Annotated in this window: 31 protein-coding genes and 1 pseudogene; 30 read left to right on the top strand and 2 right to left on the bottom strand. The window is 41.8% G+C overall.

Features of this window, described 5'->3' with window-relative positions:
* Positions 1-138 precede the first annotated feature (138 nt).
* The 28 genes and pseudogenes from rpsJ to rplQ all read left to right on the top strand — a co-directional run bounded on the left by rpsJ (position 139) and on the right by rplQ (position 13,689).
* Positions 139-450, top strand: a complete 312-nt coding sequence (gene rpsJ / locus F959_RS03630) for a 30S ribosomal protein S10 (protein WP_000070912.1) — start codon at positions 139-141, stop codon at positions 448-450.
* 58 nt (positions 451-508) lie between these two features.
* Entirely contained in the window at positions 509-1,147 is a 639-nt protein-coding gene (rplC, locus tag F959_RS03625; protein WP_004678595.1) for a 50S ribosomal protein L3, read from the top strand.
* Positions 1,148-1,158: 11 nt separating this feature from the next.
* Positions 1,159-1,761 (top strand): 50S ribosomal protein L4, encoded by a 603-nt coding sequence (gene rplD / locus F959_RS03620; protein WP_004877634.1) that lies wholly within the window; start codon positions 1,159-1,161, stop codon positions 1,759-1,761.
* Complete coding sequence (gene rplW, locus F959_RS03615; protein WP_004877633.1) at positions 1,758-2,078, top strand: 50S ribosomal protein L23; 321 nt, start codon at positions 1,758-1,760, stop codon at positions 2,076-2,078. The genes rplD and rplW overlap by 4 nt, the downstream gene beginning before the upstream one ends.
* An 11-nt stretch (positions 2,079-2,089) precedes the next feature.
* Positions 2,090-2,914, top strand: a complete 825-nt coding sequence (gene rplB / locus F959_RS03610) for a 50S ribosomal protein L2 (protein WP_004657675.1) — start codon at positions 2,090-2,092, stop codon at positions 2,912-2,914.
* A gap of 13 nt (positions 2,915-2,927) precedes the next feature.
* The gene (gene rpsS, locus F959_RS03605; protein WP_004641066.1) at positions 2,928-3,203 is read left to right on the top strand and encodes a 30S ribosomal protein S19; all 276 of its coding nucleotides are present in this window, start codon (positions 2,928-2,930) and stop codon (positions 3,201-3,203) included.
* Between the two features lie 11 nt (positions 3,204-3,214).
* On the top strand, positions 3,215-3,544 hold the full coding sequence (rplV, locus tag F959_RS03600) for a 50S ribosomal protein L22 (protein WP_004657676.1): 330 nt from the start codon (positions 3,215-3,217) through the stop codon (positions 3,542-3,544).
* A 1-nt stretch (position 3,545) separates the two neighbouring features.
* Positions 3,546-4,362, top strand: a pseudogene (gene rpsC, locus F959_RS03595) (30S ribosomal protein S3).
* Positions 4,302-4,715: a 50S ribosomal protein L16 gene (gene rplP / locus F959_RS03590; RefSeq protein WP_004641059.1), complete on the top strand. Its 414-nt coding sequence runs from the start codon at positions 4,302-4,304 to the stop codon at positions 4,713-4,715. Before rpsC ends, rplP begins: the two are co-directional and overlap by 61 nt.
* A complete protein-coding gene (gene rpmC / locus F959_RS03585; RefSeq protein ID WP_000849927.1) occupies positions 4,715-4,912 on the top strand; it encodes a 50S ribosomal protein L29 in 198 nt (65 codons plus the stop codon). The genes rplP and rpmC overlap by 1 nt, the downstream gene beginning before the upstream one ends.
* Positions 4,909-5,166: a 30S ribosomal protein S17 gene (gene rpsQ / locus F959_RS03580; protein ID WP_004641057.1), complete on the top strand. Its 258-nt coding sequence runs from the start codon at positions 4,909-4,911 to the stop codon at positions 5,164-5,166. The genes rpmC and rpsQ overlap by 4 nt, the downstream gene beginning before the upstream one ends.
* A gap of 92 nt (positions 5,167-5,258) precedes the next feature.
* On the top strand, positions 5,259-5,627 hold the full coding sequence (gene rplN, locus F959_RS03575) for a 50S ribosomal protein L14 (protein WP_004657680.1): 369 nt from the start codon (positions 5,259-5,261) through the stop codon (positions 5,625-5,627).
* A 9-nt stretch (positions 5,628-5,636) separates the two neighbouring features.
* The gene (gene rplX / locus F959_RS03570; protein WP_004877618.1) at positions 5,637-5,954 is read left to right on the top strand and encodes a 50S ribosomal protein L24; all 318 of its coding nucleotides are present in this window, start codon (positions 5,637-5,639) and stop codon (positions 5,952-5,954) included.
* Between the two features lie 15 nt (positions 5,955-5,969).
* Positions 5,970-6,506, top strand: coding sequence for a 50S ribosomal protein L5 (gene rplE / locus F959_RS03565; RefSeq protein ID WP_004877617.1), 537 nt, complete (start codon positions 5,970-5,972; stop codon positions 6,504-6,506).
* Positions 6,507-6,515: 9 nt separating this feature from the next.
* Complete coding sequence (gene rpsN, locus F959_RS03560) at positions 6,516-6,821, top strand: 30S ribosomal protein S14 (protein WP_004877616.1); 306 nt, start codon at positions 6,516-6,518, stop codon at positions 6,819-6,821.
* Positions 6,822-6,832: 11 nt separating this feature from the next.
* Positions 6,833-7,228, top strand: a complete 396-nt coding sequence (gene rpsH, locus F959_RS03555) for a 30S ribosomal protein S8 (RefSeq protein ID WP_004877615.1) — start codon at positions 6,833-6,835, stop codon at positions 7,226-7,228.
* Between the two features lie 13 nt (positions 7,229-7,241).
* On the top strand, positions 7,242-7,775 hold the full coding sequence (gene rplF / locus F959_RS03550) for a 50S ribosomal protein L6 (protein ID WP_004877614.1): 534 nt from the start codon (positions 7,242-7,244) through the stop codon (positions 7,773-7,775).
* A 14-nt stretch (positions 7,776-7,789) separates the two neighbouring features.
* Positions 7,790-8,140 carry a 50S ribosomal protein L18 gene (gene rplR / locus F959_RS03545; RefSeq protein WP_004641044.1) on the top strand — a complete coding sequence of 117 codons (351 nt, stop codon included), beginning with the start codon at positions 7,790-7,792 and terminating at the stop codon, positions 8,138-8,140.
* A gap of 2 nt (positions 8,141-8,142) precedes the next feature.
* A complete protein-coding gene (gene rpsE / locus F959_RS03540; protein ID WP_004657688.1) occupies positions 8,143-8,640 on the top strand; it encodes a 30S ribosomal protein S5 in 498 nt (165 codons plus the stop codon).
* A gap of 6 nt (positions 8,641-8,646) precedes the next feature.
* Positions 8,647-8,823, top strand: coding sequence for a 50S ribosomal protein L30 (gene rpmD / locus F959_RS03535; RefSeq protein ID WP_000849088.1), 177 nt, complete (start codon positions 8,647-8,649; stop codon positions 8,821-8,823).
* 3 nt (positions 8,824-8,826) lie between these two features.
* The gene (rplO, locus tag F959_RS03530; protein ID WP_004877613.1) at positions 8,827-9,267 is read left to right on the top strand and encodes a 50S ribosomal protein L15; all 441 of its coding nucleotides are present in this window, start codon (positions 8,827-8,829) and stop codon (positions 9,265-9,267) included.
* A 45-nt stretch (positions 9,268-9,312) separates the two neighbouring features.
* Positions 9,313-10,632, top strand: a complete 1,320-nt coding sequence (secY, locus tag F959_RS03525; RefSeq protein ID WP_171056581.1) for a preprotein translocase subunit SecY — start codon at positions 9,313-9,315, stop codon at positions 10,630-10,632.
* Between the two features lie 21 nt (positions 10,633-10,653).
* Complete coding sequence (rpmJ, locus tag F959_RS03520; protein ID WP_000867907.1) at positions 10,654-10,770, top strand: 50S ribosomal protein L36; 117 nt, start codon at positions 10,654-10,656, stop codon at positions 10,768-10,770.
* Between the two features lie 107 nt (positions 10,771-10,877).
* Positions 10,878-11,234, top strand: coding sequence for a 30S ribosomal protein S13 (gene rpsM / locus F959_RS03515; RefSeq protein WP_000090815.1), 357 nt, complete (start codon positions 10,878-10,880; stop codon positions 11,232-11,234).
* Between the two features lie 19 nt (positions 11,235-11,253).
* The gene (gene rpsK, locus F959_RS03510; RefSeq protein WP_001040166.1) at positions 11,254-11,640 is read left to right on the top strand and encodes a 30S ribosomal protein S11; all 387 of its coding nucleotides are present in this window, start codon (positions 11,254-11,256) and stop codon (positions 11,638-11,640) included.
* A 12-nt stretch (positions 11,641-11,652) separates the two neighbouring features.
* A complete protein-coding gene (gene rpsD / locus F959_RS03505; protein ID WP_004877611.1) occupies positions 11,653-12,279 on the top strand; it encodes a 30S ribosomal protein S4 in 627 nt (208 codons plus the stop codon).
* An 18-nt stretch (positions 12,280-12,297) separates the two neighbouring features.
* A complete protein-coding gene (locus F959_RS03500) occupies positions 12,298-13,305 on the top strand; it encodes a DNA-directed RNA polymerase subunit alpha (RefSeq protein WP_004657700.1) in 1,008 nt (335 codons plus the stop codon).
* 18 nt (positions 13,306-13,323) lie between these two features.
* Entirely contained in the window at positions 13,324-13,689 is a 366-nt protein-coding gene (gene rplQ / locus F959_RS03495; protein WP_004641032.1) for a 50S ribosomal protein L17, read from the top strand.
* Between the two features lie 131 nt (positions 13,690-13,820).
* Here rplQ and F959_RS03490 read toward each other — a convergent pair whose 3' ends face one another.
* Complete coding sequence (locus F959_RS03490) at positions 13,821-14,357, bottom strand: hypothetical protein (RefSeq protein ID WP_004877610.1); 537 nt, start codon at positions 14,355-14,357, stop codon at positions 13,821-13,823.
* A gap of 391 nt (positions 14,358-14,748) precedes the next feature.
* Here F959_RS03490 and F959_RS03485 point away from each other — a divergent pair, with 391 nt between their 5' ends.
* Together F959_RS03485 and F959_RS03480 are read left to right on the top strand one after the other, a co-directional pair.
* Positions 14,749-16,242: a flavin-containing monooxygenase gene (locus F959_RS03485; RefSeq protein WP_004877609.1), complete on the top strand. Its 1,494-nt coding sequence runs from the start codon at positions 14,749-14,751 to the stop codon at positions 16,240-16,242.
* 124 nt (positions 16,243-16,366) lie between these two features.
* The gene (locus F959_RS03480) at positions 16,367-16,867 is read left to right on the top strand and encodes a DUF2059 domain-containing protein (protein ID WP_004877608.1); all 501 of its coding nucleotides are present in this window, start codon (positions 16,367-16,369) and stop codon (positions 16,865-16,867) included.
* A 50-nt stretch (positions 16,868-16,917) separates the two neighbouring features.
* On the opposite strand, the gene F959_RS03475 is transcribed toward F959_RS03480, so the two are convergent.
* The gene (locus tag F959_RS03475; RefSeq protein WP_004877605.1) at positions 16,918-18,090 is read right to left on the bottom strand and encodes an acyl-CoA dehydrogenase family protein; all 1,173 of its coding nucleotides are present in this window, start codon (positions 18,088-18,090) and stop codon (positions 16,918-16,920) included.
* Positions 18,091-18,178: the final 88 nt, after the last annotated feature.

Below are 18,178 nucleotides of genomic sequence, written 5' to 3'. Positions count from 1 at the left end.
TCTACGAAGAAAGTAGTTAACGCATTACAGTCGTGGCATCGATCACGACCTTAGTGAATTTCACTGCCCTTGACACTTGCCAAATGGTGAGGTGCGTCATGGGTGATTCTTTATATATTTGGCTTGGAGTTTACTGGTATGTCTAACCAGAGAATTCGTATCCGTTTGAAGTCTTTTGATCATCGTCTGATCGATCAATCTGCTCAAGAGATCGTAGAAACCGCTAAGCGTACTGGCGCACAAGTGTGTGGTCCAATCCCGATGCCTACTCGCATCGAACGCTTCAACGTTCTTACTTCACCACACGTCAACAAAGACGCTCGTGACCAGTATGAAATCCGCACTTATAAACGTTTGATCGACATCGTTCAACCTACAGATAAAACTGTTGATGCATTGATGAAGTTGGATCTTGCTGCTGGTGTAGATGTTCAGATCGCTTTGGGTTAAGGCTTTCGGTTGATTAACGTTTAAGTTAATTAGGCCGCTTTATTAGAGGTTTATGCACATGGCTATTGGTTTAGTCGGTCGCAAATGTGGTATGACTCGCGTCTTTACAGATGCTGGTGTATCTGTACCTGTTACAGTTATCGAAGTCGATCCAAACCGCATTACGCAAATCAAAACACTTGAGACTGATGGTTATCAAGCAATTCAAGTAACTACTGGTGAACGTCGCGAATCGCGCGTAACTAACGCTCAGAAAGGTCACTTCGCTAAAGCGGGTGTTGCTGCTGGTCGTTTAGTTAAAGAGTTCCGTGTTACTGAAGCTGAGCTTGAAGGCCGTGAAGTTGGTGGTTCTATCGGTGTTGACTTGTTCACAGTTGGTCAAATTGTTGACGTAACTGGTCAGTCTAAAGGTAAAGGCTTCCAAGGTGGTGTTAAGCGTTGGAACTTCCGTACGCAAGATGCTACTCATGGTAACTCTGTATCTCACCGTGTATTAGGTTCTACAGGTCAAAACCAAACACCTGGTCGCGTGTTCAAAGGCAAGAAAATGGCTGGTCACTTAGGTGATGAACGCGTAACAGTTCAAGGTCTTGAAATCGTATCTATTGACGCTGAACGTTCTGTTTTAGTTGTTAAAGGTGCAATCCCTGGTGCAACGAATGGTGACGTGATTGTACGTCCTACCATCAAAGCGTAAGGTGAAATAGAATGAATTTAAAAACTGTTTCTGGCGCTGCGGTTGAATTATCAGAAGTTGCTTTTGGTCGTGAATTTAACGAAGCTCTTGTACACCAAGTTGTTACAGCTTACTTAGCTGGTGGTCGTCAAGGTACTCGTGCTCAAAAATCACGTGCAGACGTTTCTGGTGGTGGTAAGAAGCCATTCCGTCAAAAAGGTACTGGTCGCGCTCGTGCGGGTTCTATTCGTAGCCCGATCTGGGTTGGTGGTGGTAAAACTTTTGCTGCTCGTCCACAAGATTGGTCTCAAAAAGTAAACCGTAAGATGTACCGCGGTGCAATGCAATGTATCTTAGCTGAACTTGTTCGCCAAGATCGTCTTGTATTAGTTGAAGAGTTTGCTGTTGCAGCTCCTAAGACTAAAGAATTGCTTGCTAAATTGAACGACTTGAATGCAACTCGTGCATTGATCGTTACAGATGCTGTAGATGAGAACTTGTATCTTGCAGCGCGCAACATTCCACACGTTGATGTGGTTGATGCAACTGCAATTGATCCTGTTAGCTTGATCGCATTCGATAAAGTTGTCATGTCTGTAGCTGCTGCTAAGAAAATTGAGGTAGAACTCGGATGAACAACGAACGTTTATATCAAGTCCTACAAGGACCAGTATTCTCAGAAAAAGCGCAAGTTTTAGGTGATACTGCTGGTGTTCAAGTATTTAAAGTTGCATTAAATGCAAATAAACTTGAAATCAAAAAAGCAGTTGAGCAACTCTTTGGTGTTGAAGTTGTGAAAGTAAATACAACGATCACTAAAGGTAAAACAAAACGCTTTGGTCGTACATTAGGACGTCGTTCTGATGTTAAAAAAGCATACGTCACCCTGAAAGCTGGCCAAGATGTTGAAATGGCTGACTTGGGCGATACCGCTGAAAACGCAGCGGAATAAGGACGAAAACTATGCCTATTCAAAAATGTAAGCCAACGTCTCCAGGACGTCGCTTTGTAGAGAAAGTGGTTCATGACCACCTTCACAAAGGCGCTCCTTATGCACCGTTGGTAGAAGCTAAAAAACGTACTGGTGGTCGTAATAACAATGGTCACATCACTACACGTCACGTGGGTGGTGGTCATAAGCAAAACTACCGTATCGTAGATTTTAAACGTAACAAAGATGGTATTCCAGCGACTGTTGAGCGCATCGAATACGATCCTAACCGTACAGCTCATATTGCTTTGTTGAAATATGCTGACGGTGAGCGTCGTTACATCATTGCGCCGAAAGGCTTACGTGCTGGTGATAAAGTTCAATCTGGTAACGATGCTCCAATTCGTCCAGGTAACTGCTTACCACTTCGTAACATGCCAATCGGTTCTACACTTCACAATCTTGAACTTAAAATCGGTAAAGGTGCTCAATTAGCGCGTTCTGCTGGTACTTCAGTTCAATTGTTGGGTCGTGATGGTTCTTACGCTATCGTTCGTTTACGTTCTGGTGAAATGCGTAAAGTTCACGTTGAATGTCGCGCTGTAATTGGTGAAGTTTCTAACCAAGAAAGCAACCTTCGTTCATTGGGTAAAGCTGGTGCTGCGCGCTGGCGTGGTGTTCGTCCTACCGTTCGTGGTATGGCGATGAACCCGGTAGATCACCCGCACGGTGGTGGTGAAGGACGTAGTAAAGGTATTCAACCTGTAAGTCCATGGGGTCAAAAAGCTAAAGGGTACAAGACACGTACCAACAAGCGTACGACTAAGATGATTATTCGCGACCGTCGCGTCAAGTAAGGGAATCTGAATAATGCCTCGTTCATTAAAAAAAGGTCCATTCGTCGACGCGCATTTGTTCGCTAAGGTTGAAGCTGCGATTGCTGCTAACAACCGTAAGCCGATCAAAACATGGTCACGTCGTTCAATGATCCTTCCAGACTTTGTTGGTTTAACAATTTCTGTTCACAATGGCCGTAACCACGTTCCAGTAATTGTTACTGAGCACATGGTTGGTCATAAATTGGGTGAATTCGCGCCAACTCGTACCTATCGTGGTCACGGTGTTGATAAGAAGTCTAAACGTTAATAGGTGCTATGATGGAAGTAACTGCTAAATTACGCGGTGCCGCTATCTCGGCACAAAAAGCACGTTTAGTTGCTGATTTGATCCGTGGTAAGTCGGTTGCACGTGCGATAGACATTTTAAACTTCAGCAACAAGAAAGCAGCTGTGCTTGTTAAAAAAGCACTTGAATCTGCAATCGCGAATGCTGAACACAACAACAGCTTAGATGTTGATGACCTTAAAGTAACTACGATTTACGTTGATGAAGGCATGAGCCTTAAACGTATCATGCCACGTGCTAAAGGCCGTGCAGATCGTATTACTAAGCGTACTTGTCACATCACCGTTAAGGTAGGGGTTTGATATGGGTCAGAAGGTTCATCCAATCGGTATCCGCCTAGGTGTTGTGAAACGCCATAACGCTAACTGGTATGCGAATCCGAAACAATACGCTGAATACTTGCTTAAAGATCTTCAAGTTCGTGAGTTTTTAACTAAAAAACTTAAGAACGCGATGGTAAGCAATATTCTTATCGAACGTCCTACTGGCGCTGCTAAAGTAACGATTAGCACTGCTCGTCCTGGTATCGTTATCGGTAAAAAAGGCGAAGACATTGAAAAATTACAGCGCGAACTCACTAACATTATGGGTGTTCCTGCGCAAGTTAGCATCAACGAAATCGATCGCCCTGACTTAGACGCTCGTTTAGTTGCTGAAGCAATTGCTTCTCAATTAGAAAAGCGTGTTATGTTCCGTCGTGCTATGAAGCGTGCGGTTCAAAACACGATGCGTGCTGGCGCTAAAGGTATCAAAGTTGAAGTTTCTGGCCGTTTAGGTGGTGCAGAGATTGCTCGTACTGAATGGTATCGTGAAGGTCGTGTACCTTTGCATACACTTCGTGCGGATATCGACTACTCTACTTTCCGTGCAGAAACTACTTACGGTACGATCGGTGTTAAAGTTTGGATTTTCCGTGGCGAGATCTTAGGTGGCATGAAACAAGTCATGAACCCTGCTCCTGCTGAAGAGCGTCCAGCTAAACGTGGTCGTGGTCGTGGTGAAGGTCAAGAGCGTCGTGGTCGTCGCAATGACCGTGCTGCTGACAAGGGAGAATAATCCATGTTGCAACCTAAACGTACCAAATTCCGTAAAGTGCACAAAGGCCGTAACACTGGTCTAGCGCATCGTGGTAGTACAGTATCATTTGGTTCGATTGCAATTAAAGCAACTGAACGTGGTCGTATGACTGCTCGTCAGATTGAAGCTTGCCGTCGTACCATCAGCCGTCGTATTAAGCGTGGTGGTAAAATCTTCATCCGCGTATTCCCGGACAAACCAATTACCGAAAAACCATTAGAAGTTCGTATGGGTAAAGGTAAAGGTAGCGTGGAATACTGGGTTTGTCAGATCCAGCCAGGTAAGATCCTGTACGAAATTGAAGGTGTTAACGATGAGTTAGCGCGTGAAGCATTTGCTTTAGCTGCTGCTAAACTTCCGTTTAAAACCACTATCGTGACTCGGACGGTAATGTAATGAAAACTAAAGATCTACGTGAAAAATCGGTAGAAGAGTTGAAGGCTTTGCTTGATGAGCAACAGCTTAACCAATTCCGTCTTCGTATGGCGAAAGCAACTGGTCAATTAGGCAAATCGCATGAAGTGCAAATTGCTCGTAAGACAATTGCTCGTATCAAGACACTCCTTACCGAAAAACAGGGGAACGGACAATGAGTGAAAAAACAGTCCGCACGTTAACCGGCAAAGTCGTAAGCGACAAAATGGACAAGTCTATTGTTGTGCTTATTGAACGCCGCGTTCAACACCCGTTGTATGGCAAATCAATCCGCCGTTCAACTAAATTACACGCTCACGATGAGAACAATGTTGCTAAAACTGGCGACTTAGTGACCATCAAAGAAAGCCGCCCAATTTCTAAAACTAAAGCTTGGACTTTAGTGGAAGTAGTTGAAGCTGCTGCTGAGTAATTAGACGTTCTTGTTGCATCATCGGACAATTTCGAGTACTCTTTGAGCCTTTCGAAATTGTGACCGGTGATGCTCGGTTTTGGAGTAGGGCAATGATTCAAACCGAAAGTATGCTCGACGTAGCAGACAACAGTGGTGCACGCCGCGTACAATGTATTAAAGTACTTGGTGGTTCACATCGTCGTTATGCTTCTGTTGGCGACATTATTAAAGTTACTGTAAAAGAAGCAATCCCACGCGCACGTGTTAAAAAAGGTGACGTGATGAATGCTGTAGTTGTTCGTACAAAATTCGGCATCCGTCGTCCAGATGGTTCAGTTATTCGTTTCGACGATAACGCAGCTGTTATTTTGAATAACAACAAAGCTCCGATTGCTACTCGTATCTTCGGACCAGTGACTCGTGAACTTCGTACTGAACAGTTCATGAAAATCATTTCATTGGCTCCTGAAGTTCTATAAGAGGCAATCATGGCTAAGATTAAAAAAGGCGATCAAGTAATCGTGATCGCAGGTAAAGAAAAAGGCAAACAGGGTACTGTTTTGTCTGTTTCTGAAGATCGAGTTAAGGTCGAAGGTCTTAACTTAGTGAAGAAGCACCAAAAGCCAAACCGTGTAACTGGCGCTGAAGGCGGTATCGTTACTCAAGAGGCTACGCTTCATATCTCAAACGTGGCAATTTTTAATGCTACAACCCAAAAGGCTGACCGTGTTGGTTACCAAGTGATTGATGGCGCGAAAACTCGTGTTTATAAATCAAATGGTGAATCAGTGGCGGCAGCGAAGTAATAGGTTGAAAAGGCAATGGCCAGACTTAAAGCACGTTACAATGACGAACTTAAAGCGAAGTTAAAAGAAGAACTTGGCGTTAAGAACGTGATGGATATTCCACGCATCACTAAAATCACCCTTAACATGGGTGTAGGCGCAGCTGCAACTGATAAGAAATTATTAGATGGTGCTGTTGCTGACATGCAACTCATTGCTGGTCAAAAACCAGTTGTGACTCTTGCTCGTAAATCAATCGCAGGTTTCAAAATCCGTGATGGTTGGCCGATCGGTTGTAAAGTTACTTTACGCGGCGACCAAATGTACGAATTCTTGGATCGTTTGATCTCGATCGCAATCCCTCGTATCCGTGACTTCCGTGGTTTCTCTGCGAAATCATTTGATGGTCGTGGTAACTACTCTATGGGTTTAAAAGAGCAAATCGTTTTCCCTGAAATCGATTTTGACAAAATTGATCGTATCCGTGGTTTAGACATCACGATTACGACAACTGCTCGTAGCGATGACGAAGGCCGTGCGCTTATGCGTGCATTCGGCTTCCCGTTCAAATAAGAGGTCGATATGGCTAAGAAAGGTATGATTAATCGCGAATTGAAACGCGAAAAGACAGTTGCAAAATACGCTGCAAAACGTGCTGAATTAAAAGCTGTTATTGCAAATGTAAACGCAAGTGACGAAGAACGTTTCGAAGCGATGTTAAAGTTACAAGCATTGCCACGTAATGCATCTCCAGTACGTCTTCGTAACCGCTGTGGTTTAACTGGTCGTCCTCATGGTTACTTCCGTAAGTTCGGTTTAAGCCGTAACAAATTACGTGACACAGTAATGCAGGGTGATGTACCAGGCGTTGTTAAGGCAAGCTGGTAAGGAGCGACTAAATGAGTATGCAAGATACCGTTGCCGACATGTTAACACGTGTTCGTAACGCACAAATGGCAAAGAAACAAACTGTTTCTATGCCTTCTTCTAAGTTGAAAGTTGCAATTGCAAACGTACTTCAACAAGAAGGTTATATTTCAAATGTAGAAGTGGTTCAAGAAGACACTAAATCTACTTTGACTATTACGTTAAAATATTTCGAAGGCAAGCCAGTTATCGAAATGGTTAAGCGCGTAAGCCGTCCAGGTCTTCGCCAATACCGTGGTAAAGATAAACTTCCTAGCGTTAAGCAAGGTTTAGGCGTTGCAATTGTTTCTACAAGCAAAGGCATCATGACTGATCGCGCTGCACGTGCTGCGGGCATCGGTGGTGAAGTTATTGCTTTTGTTTCTTAATAGGTGATTCCTCATGTCTCGTGTGGCTAAAGCCCCAGTAACTGTACCTAATGGTGTAACAGTTACTCAGAACGGCCGGCAGGTCGAAGTGAAAGGCAGCAAAGGTACATTGTCTTTCAACCTGCATGCGCTGGTCGAGCTAAAACAGGAAGAAGGTAAACTTCAACTTGCTCCAGCTAAAGAGTCGAAAGACGCTTGGATGCAAGCTGGTACTGCTCGCGCTGTATTGAATAACCTTGTAAAAGGTGTTAGTGAAGGCTTCGAACGTAAGTTACAGCTCGTTGGTGTTGGTTATAAAGCTGCAGTTAAAGGTTCAGTTGTGAACCTTGCACTCGGTTACTCACACCCAATTGACTACGCTTTACCTGAAGGTGTAACAGCGGAAACTCCAACTGCAACTGAAATCATTTTGAAATCAGCAAACAAGCAGTTGTTAGGTCAAGTGGCAGCGGAAATCCGTGCATACCGTTCTCCTGAACCATATAAAGGTAAAGGTGTTCGTTATTCGGATGAAGTTATTCTTCGTAAAGAAGCTAAGAAGAAATAAGGCGCGAGGTTCTTATGAACGAAAAGAAACAAACCCGTTTGCGTCGTGCGAAAAGCACACGCTTGCACATTCGTGCATTGGGTGCGACTCGTTTGTGTGTAAACCGCACGCCGCGTCACATCTATGCTCAAGTTATTTCAGCAGATGGTGGCAAAGTTTTAGCGCAAGCTTCTACTTTGGATGCATCTTTACGTAGTGGTACTACTGGTAATGTTGAAGCTGCGACGAAAGTTGGTGCTTTGATCGCAGAACGTGCTAAAGCAGCTGGTGTTACTAAAGTTGCATTTGACCGTTCTGGTTTTAAATATCATGGTCGTATCAAAGCCTTGGCTGATGCTGCTCGTGAAGGCGGCTTGGAGTTCTAATCATGGCGAAAGTTGAACAAAACGAAGGTCTCGTTGAAAAGCTGGTTGCCGTTGATCGTGTAGCCAAGGTTGTTAAAGGTGGACGTATCTTCTCTTTCACAGCATTAACTGTTGTGGGCGATGGTAACGGTCGTGTAGGTTTTGGTCGTGGTAAAGCACGTGAAGTTCCAGCTGCTATTTCTAAAGCACTTGAAGCTGCTCGTCGTAACATGATTACTGTAGACCTCGCGGGTACTACTTTACAACACCCTGTGAATGCTCGTCATGGTGCAAGCCGTGTATACATGCAACCTGCTTCAGAAGGTACTGGCGTAATCGCTGGTGGCGCTATGCGTGCTGTTCTTGAAGCTGCAGGTGTACATAACGTACTTGCTAAATGTTATGGTTCTACTAATGCTGCTAACGTAGTAAACGCAACTTTTAAAGGTTTGCGTGATATGACTTCTCCTGAGAAAGTCGCTGCGAAACGTGGTCTTTCAGTAGAACAAATTCAAGGGTAATCAATCATGAAAACGATTAAAGTTACCCAGACTAAATCTTCTTCGCATCGTTTAAAAAATCATAAACTTTGCTTACAAGGTCTAGGTCTGCGTCGTATTGGTCATACTGTAGAAGTGCAAGATACGCCTTCTAACCGTGGTATGATCAACAAAGTTTACTATATGGTTAGTGTAGAGGAATAAGCCATGACTCTGCGTTTAAATGAACTTTCACCTGCAGAAGGTGCAAAGCGTGAAAACCGTCGTCTAGGCCGTGGTATCGGTTCTGGCGTTGGTAAGACTGGTGGTCGTGGTATCAAAGGTCAAAACTCACGTAAAAGTGGTGGTACTCGTCCAGGCTTTGAAGGTGGTCAAACAGCGTTATATCGTCGTTTACCTAAATTCGGCTTCACTAGCCAAATCGCTTTGAAAACTGCTGAAGTACGCTTGTCTGAGTTAAATAAAGTTGAAGGCGACGTAGTTAGCCTTGAAACTTTAAAAGCTGCGAATGTTGTTCGTCGTGACCAAATTCGTGCTCGCATCGTGCTTTCTGGTGAAATCACTCGTGCATTCACTGTACAAGGTGTTGCGTTGACTAAAGGCGCTAAAGCAGCTGTTGAAGCTGCTGGCGGTAAAGTCGAGGAGTAATCTCGAGTGTCTATGACTCCTAGTTCTTCAGGTCATGTTAACATGATGAAAGGTCAGCCATTTCATGTGAAATATCGTGAAATTATCCGCCGATTAATGTTCTTGATTGGCGCGTTGTTGGTCTTTCGACTAGGAGCGCATATTCCGTTGCCGGGTATTGATAATGTGGCGCTAGCACGGTTTTTTAAAGCTAATGAAGGTACCTTCTTAGGTTTATTTAACATGTTCTCTGGCGGTGCATTAGAACGTATGTCGATTCTAGCGCTTGGTATCATGCCTTACATTTCTGCATCGATTATCGTGCAGTTAATGTCTACGGTAGTTCCTTCGCTAGAAGCTTTGAAAAAAGAAGGCGAGCAAGGCAAACGTAAAATCAATCAATACACACGCTACGGCACTTTGCTACTTGCACTTGTGCAAGGTGTAGGGATGTGTGCAGGCTTGATCAGTCAAGGTATTACCTTAACCTCAGGCCTTGCATTTTATATTCCAGCTGTAACTTCTTTAGTTGCAGGCACAATGTTTTTGATGTGGTTGGGTGAACAGATTACCGAACGTGGTGTTGGTAACGGGATCTCAATGATCATTTTTGCAGGTATTGTTGCTGGTTTGCCAAACTTGGTGATTCAGTCATTTACATCAGTGCAGAATGGTCAAGGTAGTTTAATTGGTTTAGTTGTATTTGGTTTATTATCACTAGCTGTTTTAGCTGCGATCGTGTTTATTGAAAAAGCACAGCGTCGTATTCCAGTAAACTATGCTCAGAAACAACAAGGTCGTCGTGTATTTACTGCACAGCAAACACATTTGCCATTAAAGATTAATATGGCAGGTGTTATTCCTGCGATTTTCGCAAGCTCATTGTTATTATTTCCAGCGAGCTTGGGTCAATGGTTAGGTAGTGCTGATCCAAATGCAGGGATTGTAAAACGTAGTCTGCAAGACTTGGCATTGGTATTATCGCCTGGACAGCCGTTATATTTAATGCTCTTTGGCGCGTTAATTATTTTCTTCTGTTATTTTTATACGGCACTTGTTTTTAGTCCGAAAGAAGTATCAGAGAATTTAAAGCGCAGTGGAGCTTATGTGCCTGGTATCCGCCCAGGTGAGCAAACGGCTCGTTATTTAGATCATATTCTTAACCGTTTGACGTTTATTGGTGCAATTTACATCACTGTTGTATGTTTAATGCCAATGATTCTACAAAGTTCATTCGGTATTCCATTCCATTTGGGTGGAACATCGTTGCTGATCGTAGTTGTTGTAGTGATGGACTTTATGGCGCAACTTCAAGCGCACTTAACTTCGCATCAATATGATAATCAAACGTTAATGAGAAAAACGACTGCTCATCCTCAGGGATAAGCGCACTTAGAGGTTTTCATCATGAAAGTACAAGCTTCTGTAAAGAAAATTTGTGGTAGCTGTAAAGTTATCCGTCGTAATGGGGTTATTCGCGTAATTTGTAGCGCAGAACCTCGTCATAAGCAGCGTCAAGGTTAATTTAATTAAGACCTGTTGATTTCAGTAGGCTAATTAGGTTATTATCCGCCCCTCAAGATTTTTGTGGGGCGGTTGATTATCTTAACTGCCTTTTTGGAGAAAATTGAATGGCTCGTATTGCCGGTGTAAACATTCCGGATAACAAGCATGCTGTTATCTCTCTCACGTATATTTTTGGTATCGGTCGCCACACTGCTAAGAATATCTTAGCTGCTGTAGGTATCACTGAAACTACAAAGATTCGTGAATTAGATGATGCTCAGCTTGATGCGATTCGTGCAGAAGTTGCTAAGGTTCCGACCGAAGGTGATTTACGTCGCGAAATTTCCATGAACATTAAACGTTTAATGGATTTAGGCTGCTACCGCGGTCTTCGTCATCGTCGCAGCTTGCCTGTTCGCGGACAACGCACCAAAACTAACGCACGTACCCGTAAAGGTCCGCGCAAACCGATTAAAAAGTAAGATTTCTGGAAGCTAAAAGATGGCTAAAGATACTCGCACACGCAAGAAGGTCACTCGTACCGTCTCTGAAGGTGTTGCACACATTCACGCGTCTTTTAATAACACCATTGTAACGATTACCGATCGTCAAGGTAATGCATTGGCTTGGGCTACCTCAGGTGGACAAGGCTTCCGTGGTTCACGTAAATCAACTCCGTTCGCTGCTCAGGTAGCTGCTGAAGTTGCTGGTAAAGCAGCTTTGGATTACGGTTTGAAAAACCTAGACGTCCTTGTAAAAGGTCCTGGTCCAGGTCGTGAGTCTGCGGTTCGTGCATTAGGCGCAGTGGGTTATAAGATTAACAGCATTACCGATGTGACTCCAATTCCTCACAACGGTTGCCGTCCACCTAAAAAACGTCGCGTGTAAGGAGAAACATTCATGGCTCGTTATATTGGTCCAAAATGCAAACTCTCTCGCCGCGAAGGGACAGACCTGCAACTTAAATCTGGCGTTAAACCATTTGACGTCAAAACTAAAAAAGCTAACAAAGCACCTGGTCAACATGGTCAGGCACGCGGTGGTAAGCAATCTGAGTACTCACTACAATTACGTGAAAAACAAAAAGTACGTCGTATGTACGGTGTGTTAGAGCGTCAATTTAGTAATTACTATAAAGAAGCAGCTCGTGTTAAAGGCGCAACAGGTGAGAACTTGTTGAAATTGCTTGAAAGCCGTCTTGATAACGTAGTTTATCGCATGGGTTTTGGTTCTACACGCGCAGAAGCTCGCCAGTTAGTAAGTCACCGTTCTATTACTTTAAATGGTCGTCGTGTAAACATTGCGTCTATTCAAGTTAAAGCGGGCGATGTAATTGCAGTTCATGAAGGTGCTAAGCAACAATTGCGTATTAAAAATGCAATTGAGTTAGCTGCTCAACGTGGTACCCCAGCTTGGATGGAAGTTGACCATTCTAAGTTAGAAGGTACGTTCAAAGCTGCACCAGATCGTTCTGATTTACCTGCTGAAATCAACGAAAGCTTGATTGTAGAATTGTATTCTAAATAATCCTTGAGGTAGCAATAAATGACGCGTACTGCAAACGAGTTTCTAACTCCGCAAGCGATCAAGGTCGAAGCGGTGAGCGGGACCTCGGCAAAAGTGATTCTGGAACCTTTGGAGCGTGGCTTTGGTCATACTCTAGGCAATGCTTTACGTCGCATTCTATTGTCTTCTTTACCTGGCGCTGCTGTGGTTGAAGTAGAAATAGAAGGTGTCGAGCACGAGTACAGTACTTTAGAAGGCTTGCAGCAGGACATCGTCGAGCTCTTGCTGAACCTAAAAGGATTGTCTATTAAGCTGTTCGATCAAAATGAAGCATATTTAACATTAGAGAAACAAGGTGCAGGTGATGTAACAGCTGCTGATCTTCGTTTACCTCATAATGTTGAAGTGGTTAATCCTGATCATTTAATTGGTACTTTGAGTTCAACTGGTTCATTAAAAATGCGCCTTAAAGTTGCTCAAGGTCGTGGTTATGAAACATCTGACTCACGCTTCCCAGAAGGTGAAACACGTCCAGTAGGTCGTTTACAGTTAGATGCTTCATATAGCCCGATCAAGCGTGTTTCTTACACAGTAGAAAATGCTCGTGTGGAACAACGTACCGATCTTGATAAGTTAGTGATCGATCTTGAGACTAACGGAACTGTTGATCCTGAAGAAGCAATCCGCAAAGCGGCAACAATCTTGCAACAACAAATTGCAATCTTTGTTGACCTTCAGAAAGATCAAACTCCTGTTGCTCAAGAACCTCGCGAAGAAGTTGACCCAATTTTGCTTCGTCCAGTAGATGATCTCGAGCTTACTGTTCGTTCTGCTAACTGTTTGAAGGCAGAAAATATTTACTACATTGGTGATCTTGTTCAACGTACAGAAGTTGAGTTGTTAAAAACTCCTAACTTAGGTAAAAAATCGTTAACAGAGATCAAAGATGTTTTGGCATCGAAAGGTTTACAACTCGGCATGCGTTTAGAGAACTGGCCACCAGCTAGTCTCCGTATGGATGACCGATTTGCCTATCGTAGCCGTTAATTAAGTAGGACTATCACCATGCGTCATCGTAATAGTGGTGTGAAATTAGGCCGTACAAGCAGCCACCGTAAGGCGTTGTTCCAAAATTTAACGAATGCTTTAGTTGAGCATGAGTTAATTAAAACAACTTTGCCTAAAGCGAAAGAACTTCGCCGCGTTGCTGAGCCTTTAATCACTTTAGCTAAAAACGATACAGTAGCAAACCGTCGTTTAGCGTTTGCTCGTACTCGTTCTGCAGCAACTGTTGGTAAATTATTTACCGTTCTTGGCCCTCGTTACAAAGAGCGTAACGGCGGTTATCTACGTGTTCTTAAAGCGGGCTTCCGTGCAGGTGATGCTGCACCGATGGCTTACGTTGAACTTGTAGATCGTGAAGTAAAATAATACTTCTATACAAGAGCAGCTCAGTTGTTCAAAAAGGTCGGTGTAATAACCGACCTTTTTTATTGCTTGGATATTGTGTGAAGTGATATTTAAAAGGGCTGTATGGTCTATTTAAATGACTTAATTAGGTTTCAATGATTTCTTTCACTAAGGGGTAAGTAGATCAAGAAAGCTTCAATGAACTGATCTGAATGTTCTGCTGAGTATGCTATTCTATAGTTTGTTTCAATCTCCACAGGAATAATTTCACCAGCTTGATTGCTATCTTCTGTAAATTCAAGATAGTGCCTGTCACCTTCAAAATAAAAATTATATTGGTTTTTGACCGAATCTAATCTATCACCTATTCCTAATAAGCCTAATAACTTTCCTTGATACCCCTTTGCTACATAGATGAATTCTAATTTTTGGGTATCTGCATTGAATGTTAGAGTGACGGTTTTATTCCAGTAACAACATATTTCATTAATGGACTCTCCCCATGGTAGTATTAAATTCCGATATAAAATCAGCCACTTATCTTTCTCATAACAGAGGTTTTCAGATTCATTATAATCATGAATGATTTGATAATCGGATATTGCTCTAAAAGTGTTGAAATCTAATCCTAAGTTAATTCCAGCAGCAGATTTTGCAGGTATGATTTCGGCAGATAAATTTGGAATCAATTGTTTATACTCTATTAACAGCTTGTTTTATAACATTATGATTGCTAAAGGTTAACTCGATGCTTTGTATGTGAGTGTATTGAGCTTTCTATTTACATCAAAATTTTATAACAAATTATTTATACATTCATTGTGATTAACATATTTTTCATACTTTACACATATTACTTAAATTAAGTTTTTTGGTTATACGGAAAAAATGAATTTTTCTTAAACTCTGATCCTTTAATAAATTGCAAATCCAAGCAAAAATCTCAGGATTTTTTACACTCTCTTTTTCTAAAAATGTCCCGAAGTGACATGAAAAAACCGATGAATGACTAAACTTGACATTGTGTATTGTCAAATTTGTGCTTTAATAAAGTCATGGTTTATACAGGGTATAAAAAAAATGGAAAAGCAAGTTGATGTATTGATTATTGGTGCAGGTATCTCTGGGATTGGGTTAGCTGTACATCTCTCTAAAAATTGTCCACAACGCAAATTTGAAATCTTAGAGCGTCGTGAAAGCTTTGGTGGAACTTGGGATTTATTCCGCTATCCTGGTATTCGTTCAGATTCTGATATGTCAACGTTTGGTTTTAACTTCAAGCCATGGGCAAAAGACAAAGTGTTGGCTAGCGGTGCTGAGATCAAAGGCTATTTAAGTGATGTGATTAGTGAAAATCAGTTAAAAGACAAAATTCACTTTGGTCATCGTGTACTTTCTGCGAACTATGATTCTACAAAGAAAAAATGGTTAGTTGAGATCGAAGATAACAACAAGAAAAAACAAACGTGGTCTGCAAACTTCGTAATGGGTTGTACAGGGTACTATAACTACGATCAAGGTTATGCACCTAAGTTCCCGAAACAAGAAGATTTCAAAGGTCAGTTTATTCATCCACAGCACTGGCCAGAAAATTTAGATTACACAGGTAAAAAAGTTGTGATCATCGGCAGTGGTGCAACTGCAATTACCCTTGTACCTTCTATGGTCAAAGGTGGTGCAGGTCATGTGACGATGTTACAACGTTCGCCAACGTATATTGCGACGATTCCTTCTATCGACTTTATTTATGAAAAAACACGTAAATTTATGTCTGAAGAAACGGCTTATAAATTTACTCGTGCACGTAATATTGGTATGCAACGTGGTATTTATGCGCTAGCGCAAAAGTATCCAAAAACTGTACGTCGTTTATTGTTGAAAGGCATTGAGTTGCAGTTGAAAGGCAAAGTGGATATGAAACACTTTACTCCAAGTTACAATCCTTGGGATCAACGTTTATGTGTTGTGCCAGATGGTGATTTATTCAAAGCATTGCGTGAAGGTCAGGCAAGTGTTGAGACAGATCAAATCGAGAAATTCACCGCAAATGGTATTCAATTGAAATCTGGTAAACATTTAGAGGCTGATATTGTGATTTCAGCAACTGGTTTAGAGATTCAGATTTTAGGTGGTGTCCAAGGTTCAATCGATGGTAAACCAATGAATACATCTCAACATATGCTTTATCAAGGCGTTATGGTGAGCGATGTGCCTAATATGGCAATGATCATTGGTTATATCAATGCGTCATGGACTTTGAAGGTTGATATTGCTGCTGATTATATTTGCCGTTTGATTAATCATATGGATAAAAATGGTTTTGATGAGGTGATTGCACACGCCGATCCTTCACAGCGCGAAAATGACACCATCATGGGTAAAATGTCATCTGGTTATATCGCCCGCGCAGCGGATGTGATGCCAAAACAAGGTAAGCAAGCACCTTGGAAGATCACAAATAATTACCTTGCAGATCGTAAGGAGTTAAAAGATGCTAAGTTTAATGATGGTGTTTTAGAATTCCATAAGCGCGGTGAGCAAACAGCAAACCGTAAGCCAAAATTAGTATCATAATTTTTGCTTGAATAATTTGAAACCCTATGCATGGCATAGGGTTTTTTATTTGTGCTCAGGGTTTAAATCTTAGAAATATCGCGTATATTGAGCACATTAGAAAATTTATATTAGGGATAATACGATGAGAAAAATCATCATTTTGGGGACTATCTTACTTAGTACATTCAGTTATGCTGATGATGTTAAACAAAAGACAGCAATTGCTGAGAAGTTGGTTTCGGTTGATGGTACTGAACAAGGACTTGAAAATACGGATAAAATGATTCTTGAACAAATTCGTATGCGCTTACCAAAAGATATGCCAGCTAATTTTTTCACTGATTTAACTAAAAACTTAAATAGTGAACAACGTAAACAATTTATTGTTCAGCGTTATGTGGAAACGTTTAGCCAGAAAGAGTTACAAGCCGCTTTAAACTTTTATCAGTCAAATGAAGGGAAGGCGTGGGCAAAGAAAGCAAGTGAAATTGGAGGAGAGGTTGCTCATTTCACAACGCAAAATGCTCGTAATGCTTTAAACACTACCATGCAAGAACATGTTGAGAATCCTACCGTAAAACAGTTAATGGCTCGTATGAACCCAGCACCAGTAGCTGCGGTAGAAAAAGCTGAACAGAAATAATCAATCAAAAAGGGATCATAATGATGATCCCTTTTTTATGCTATTTATTTTTATAGAGTACGAGAAATAAGTTCTTTCATGATCTCATTGGTACCCGCATAAATACGGTTGGCGCGATTGTCGATATATGCGCGTGCAATTGGATACTCAAGCATATAACCATAGCCACCGTGTAGTTGTAAGCAGTCATCTACAACTTTAGAAAACATATCCGAAATCTTATATTTAGCTGCCGCTGCTGCATCAACGCCTAAACTTTCTTCGAGTTGTCGTTCCATACAACGATCTAAATAAGTACGACAGAAGTCGATTTCAGTACGTAACTCAGCCAATTTAAAGCGCGTATTTTGGAATGTGCCGATTGGCTTGCCGAATGCTTTACGATCTTTAGTGTATTGAATAGTATGTGCAAAAGCTGCTTCAGCACCTGCTTGGCAAATAATCGCAACCAGCATACGTTCCCAAGCAAGTTCTTTCATCAACATCATGAAGCCCATGCCTTCCATACCAAGCAGATTTTCTTTTGGTACACGAACATTGTCAAAGAACAGTTCACAAGTATCTTGACCTTTCATCCCGATTTTATTTAAAGGTTTTCCTTTACTAAAACCAGCACGATCAGCTTCTACAATGATTAAAGAAAGATTTGCTGAACCTTTCTCCGTGTTGCCTGTTTTACAGACGACAATTGCCATATCGCAAAGATAGCCATTGGTAATAAAGATTTTAGAACCATTGATTACATATTCATCACCATCAAGTACGGCAGTCGTGCGGACAGCTTGAAGGTCTGAACCTGTACCTGGTTCCGTCATGGCAATCGCAGTTACAGTTTCACCTGTTGCCATTTTTGGCAACCAATGTTGCTTTTGTTCTTCATTACCAAAGTTGTTGATATAGTTCGCAACAATGTCAGAATGGAGCGAAAACCCTGTGCTTGAATCCATTGCATAGGCTTGTTCTTCGATCAAAATCATACTGTAAAGACGATCTACACCTGATCCACCATATTGTTCAGGCATAGTGGTACATAACAGACCAAGTTCGCCAGCTTTATTCCATAAGTCACGGTCAACATGTTGTTGTTTCTCATATTTTTCAATATTTGGAACAACTTCTTTTTCATAGAATTTACGTACAGTTTCACGGAAAGCTTCATGATCAGATGTAAAAAGCTTACGTGGTAACATGTTTGGAATTGGACGAATAGCACCTGATTGCATTTGTTATTTTTTCCCTAGTTTATGGATTAAAAATCATCATCGTCACCATACAAGAAATCGAAAATATTGAACAATGTGATCAATGCTC

The sequence above is a fragment of the Acinetobacter venetianus RAG-1 = CIP 110063 genome (assembly GCF_000368585.1).
In the GTDB taxonomy this organism is placed as follows: Bacteria; Pseudomonadota; Gammaproteobacteria; order Pseudomonadales; family Moraxellaceae; genus Acinetobacter; species Acinetobacter venetianus.
This window is presented reverse-complemented; position numbering and strand designations above follow the sequence as displayed.

What these genes read in the sequence shown, in the direction of transcription:
- rpsJ (WP_000070912.1), top strand. Translation starts at nt 139, where the DNA reads ATGTCTAACCAGAGAATTCGTATCCGTTTGAAGTCTTTTGATCATCGT.
- rplC (WP_004678595.1), top strand. Translation starts at nt 509, where the DNA reads ATGGCTATTGGTTTAGTCGGTCGCAAATGTGGTATGACTCGCGTCTTT.
- rplD (WP_004877634.1), top strand. Translation starts at nt 1,159, where the DNA reads ATGAATTTAAAAACTGTTTCTGGCGCTGCGGTTGAATTATCAGAAGTT.
- rplW (WP_004877633.1), top strand. Translation starts at nt 1,758, where the DNA reads ATGAACAACGAACGTTTATATCAAGTCCTACAAGGACCAGTATTCTCA.
- rplB (WP_004657675.1), top strand. Translation starts at nt 2,090, where the DNA reads ATGCCTATTCAAAAATGTAAGCCAACGTCTCCAGGACGTCGCTTTGTA.
- rpsS (WP_004641066.1), top strand. Translation starts at nt 2,928, where the DNA reads ATGCCTCGTTCATTAAAAAAAGGTCCATTCGTCGACGCGCATTTGTTC.
- rplV (WP_004657676.1), top strand. Translation starts at nt 3,215, where the DNA reads ATGGAAGTAACTGCTAAATTACGCGGTGCCGCTATCTCGGCACAAAAA.
- rplP (WP_004641059.1), top strand. Translation starts at nt 4,302, where the DNA reads ATGTTGCAACCTAAACGTACCAAATTCCGTAAAGTGCACAAAGGCCGT.
- rpmC (WP_000849927.1), top strand. Translation starts at nt 4,715, where the DNA reads ATGAAAACTAAAGATCTACGTGAAAAATCGGTAGAAGAGTTGAAGGCT.
- rpsQ (WP_004641057.1), top strand. Translation starts at nt 4,909, where the DNA reads ATGAGTGAAAAAACAGTCCGCACGTTAACCGGCAAAGTCGTAAGCGAC.
- rplN (WP_004657680.1), top strand. Translation starts at nt 5,259, where the DNA reads ATGATTCAAACCGAAAGTATGCTCGACGTAGCAGACAACAGTGGTGCA.
- rplX (WP_004877618.1), top strand. Translation starts at nt 5,637, where the DNA reads ATGGCTAAGATTAAAAAAGGCGATCAAGTAATCGTGATCGCAGGTAAA.
- rplE (WP_004877617.1), top strand. Translation starts at nt 5,970, where the DNA reads ATGGCCAGACTTAAAGCACGTTACAATGACGAACTTAAAGCGAAGTTA.
- rpsN (WP_004877616.1), top strand. Translation starts at nt 6,516, where the DNA reads ATGGCTAAGAAAGGTATGATTAATCGCGAATTGAAACGCGAAAAGACA.
- rpsH (WP_004877615.1), top strand. Translation starts at nt 6,833, where the DNA reads ATGAGTATGCAAGATACCGTTGCCGACATGTTAACACGTGTTCGTAAC.
- rplF (WP_004877614.1), top strand. Translation starts at nt 7,242, where the DNA reads ATGTCTCGTGTGGCTAAAGCCCCAGTAACTGTACCTAATGGTGTAACA.
- rplR (WP_004641044.1), top strand. Translation starts at nt 7,790, where the DNA reads ATGAACGAAAAGAAACAAACCCGTTTGCGTCGTGCGAAAAGCACACGC.
- rpsE (WP_004657688.1), top strand. Translation starts at nt 8,143, where the DNA reads ATGGCGAAAGTTGAACAAAACGAAGGTCTCGTTGAAAAGCTGGTTGCC.
- rpmD (WP_000849088.1), top strand. Translation starts at nt 8,647, where the DNA reads ATGAAAACGATTAAAGTTACCCAGACTAAATCTTCTTCGCATCGTTTA.
- rplO (WP_004877613.1), top strand. Translation starts at nt 8,827, where the DNA reads ATGACTCTGCGTTTAAATGAACTTTCACCTGCAGAAGGTGCAAAGCGT.
- secY (WP_171056581.1), top strand. Translation starts at nt 9,313, where the DNA reads ATGAAAGGTCAGCCATTTCATGTGAAATATCGTGAAATTATCCGCCGA.
- rpmJ (WP_000867907.1), top strand. Translation starts at nt 10,654, where the DNA reads ATGAAAGTACAAGCTTCTGTAAAGAAAATTTGTGGTAGCTGTAAAGTT.
- rpsM (WP_000090815.1), top strand. Translation starts at nt 10,878, where the DNA reads ATGGCTCGTATTGCCGGTGTAAACATTCCGGATAACAAGCATGCTGTT.
- rpsK (WP_001040166.1), top strand. Translation starts at nt 11,254, where the DNA reads ATGGCTAAAGATACTCGCACACGCAAGAAGGTCACTCGTACCGTCTCT.
- rpsD (WP_004877611.1), top strand. Translation starts at nt 11,653, where the DNA reads ATGGCTCGTTATATTGGTCCAAAATGCAAACTCTCTCGCCGCGAAGGG.
- F959_RS03500 (WP_004657700.1), top strand. Translation starts at nt 12,298, where the DNA reads ATGACGCGTACTGCAAACGAGTTTCTAACTCCGCAAGCGATCAAGGTC.
- rplQ (WP_004641032.1), top strand. Translation starts at nt 13,324, where the DNA reads ATGCGTCATCGTAATAGTGGTGTGAAATTAGGCCGTACAAGCAGCCAC.
- F959_RS03485 (WP_004877609.1), top strand. Translation starts at nt 14,749, where the DNA reads ATGGAAAAGCAAGTTGATGTATTGATTATTGGTGCAGGTATCTCTGGG.
- F959_RS03480 (WP_004877608.1), top strand. Translation starts at nt 16,367, where the DNA reads ATGAGAAAAATCATCATTTTGGGGACTATCTTACTTAGTACATTCAGT.
- F959_RS03475 (WP_004877605.1), bottom strand. Translation starts at nt 18,090, where the DNA reads ATGCAATCAGGTGCTATTCGTCCAATTCCAAACATGTTACCACGTAAG.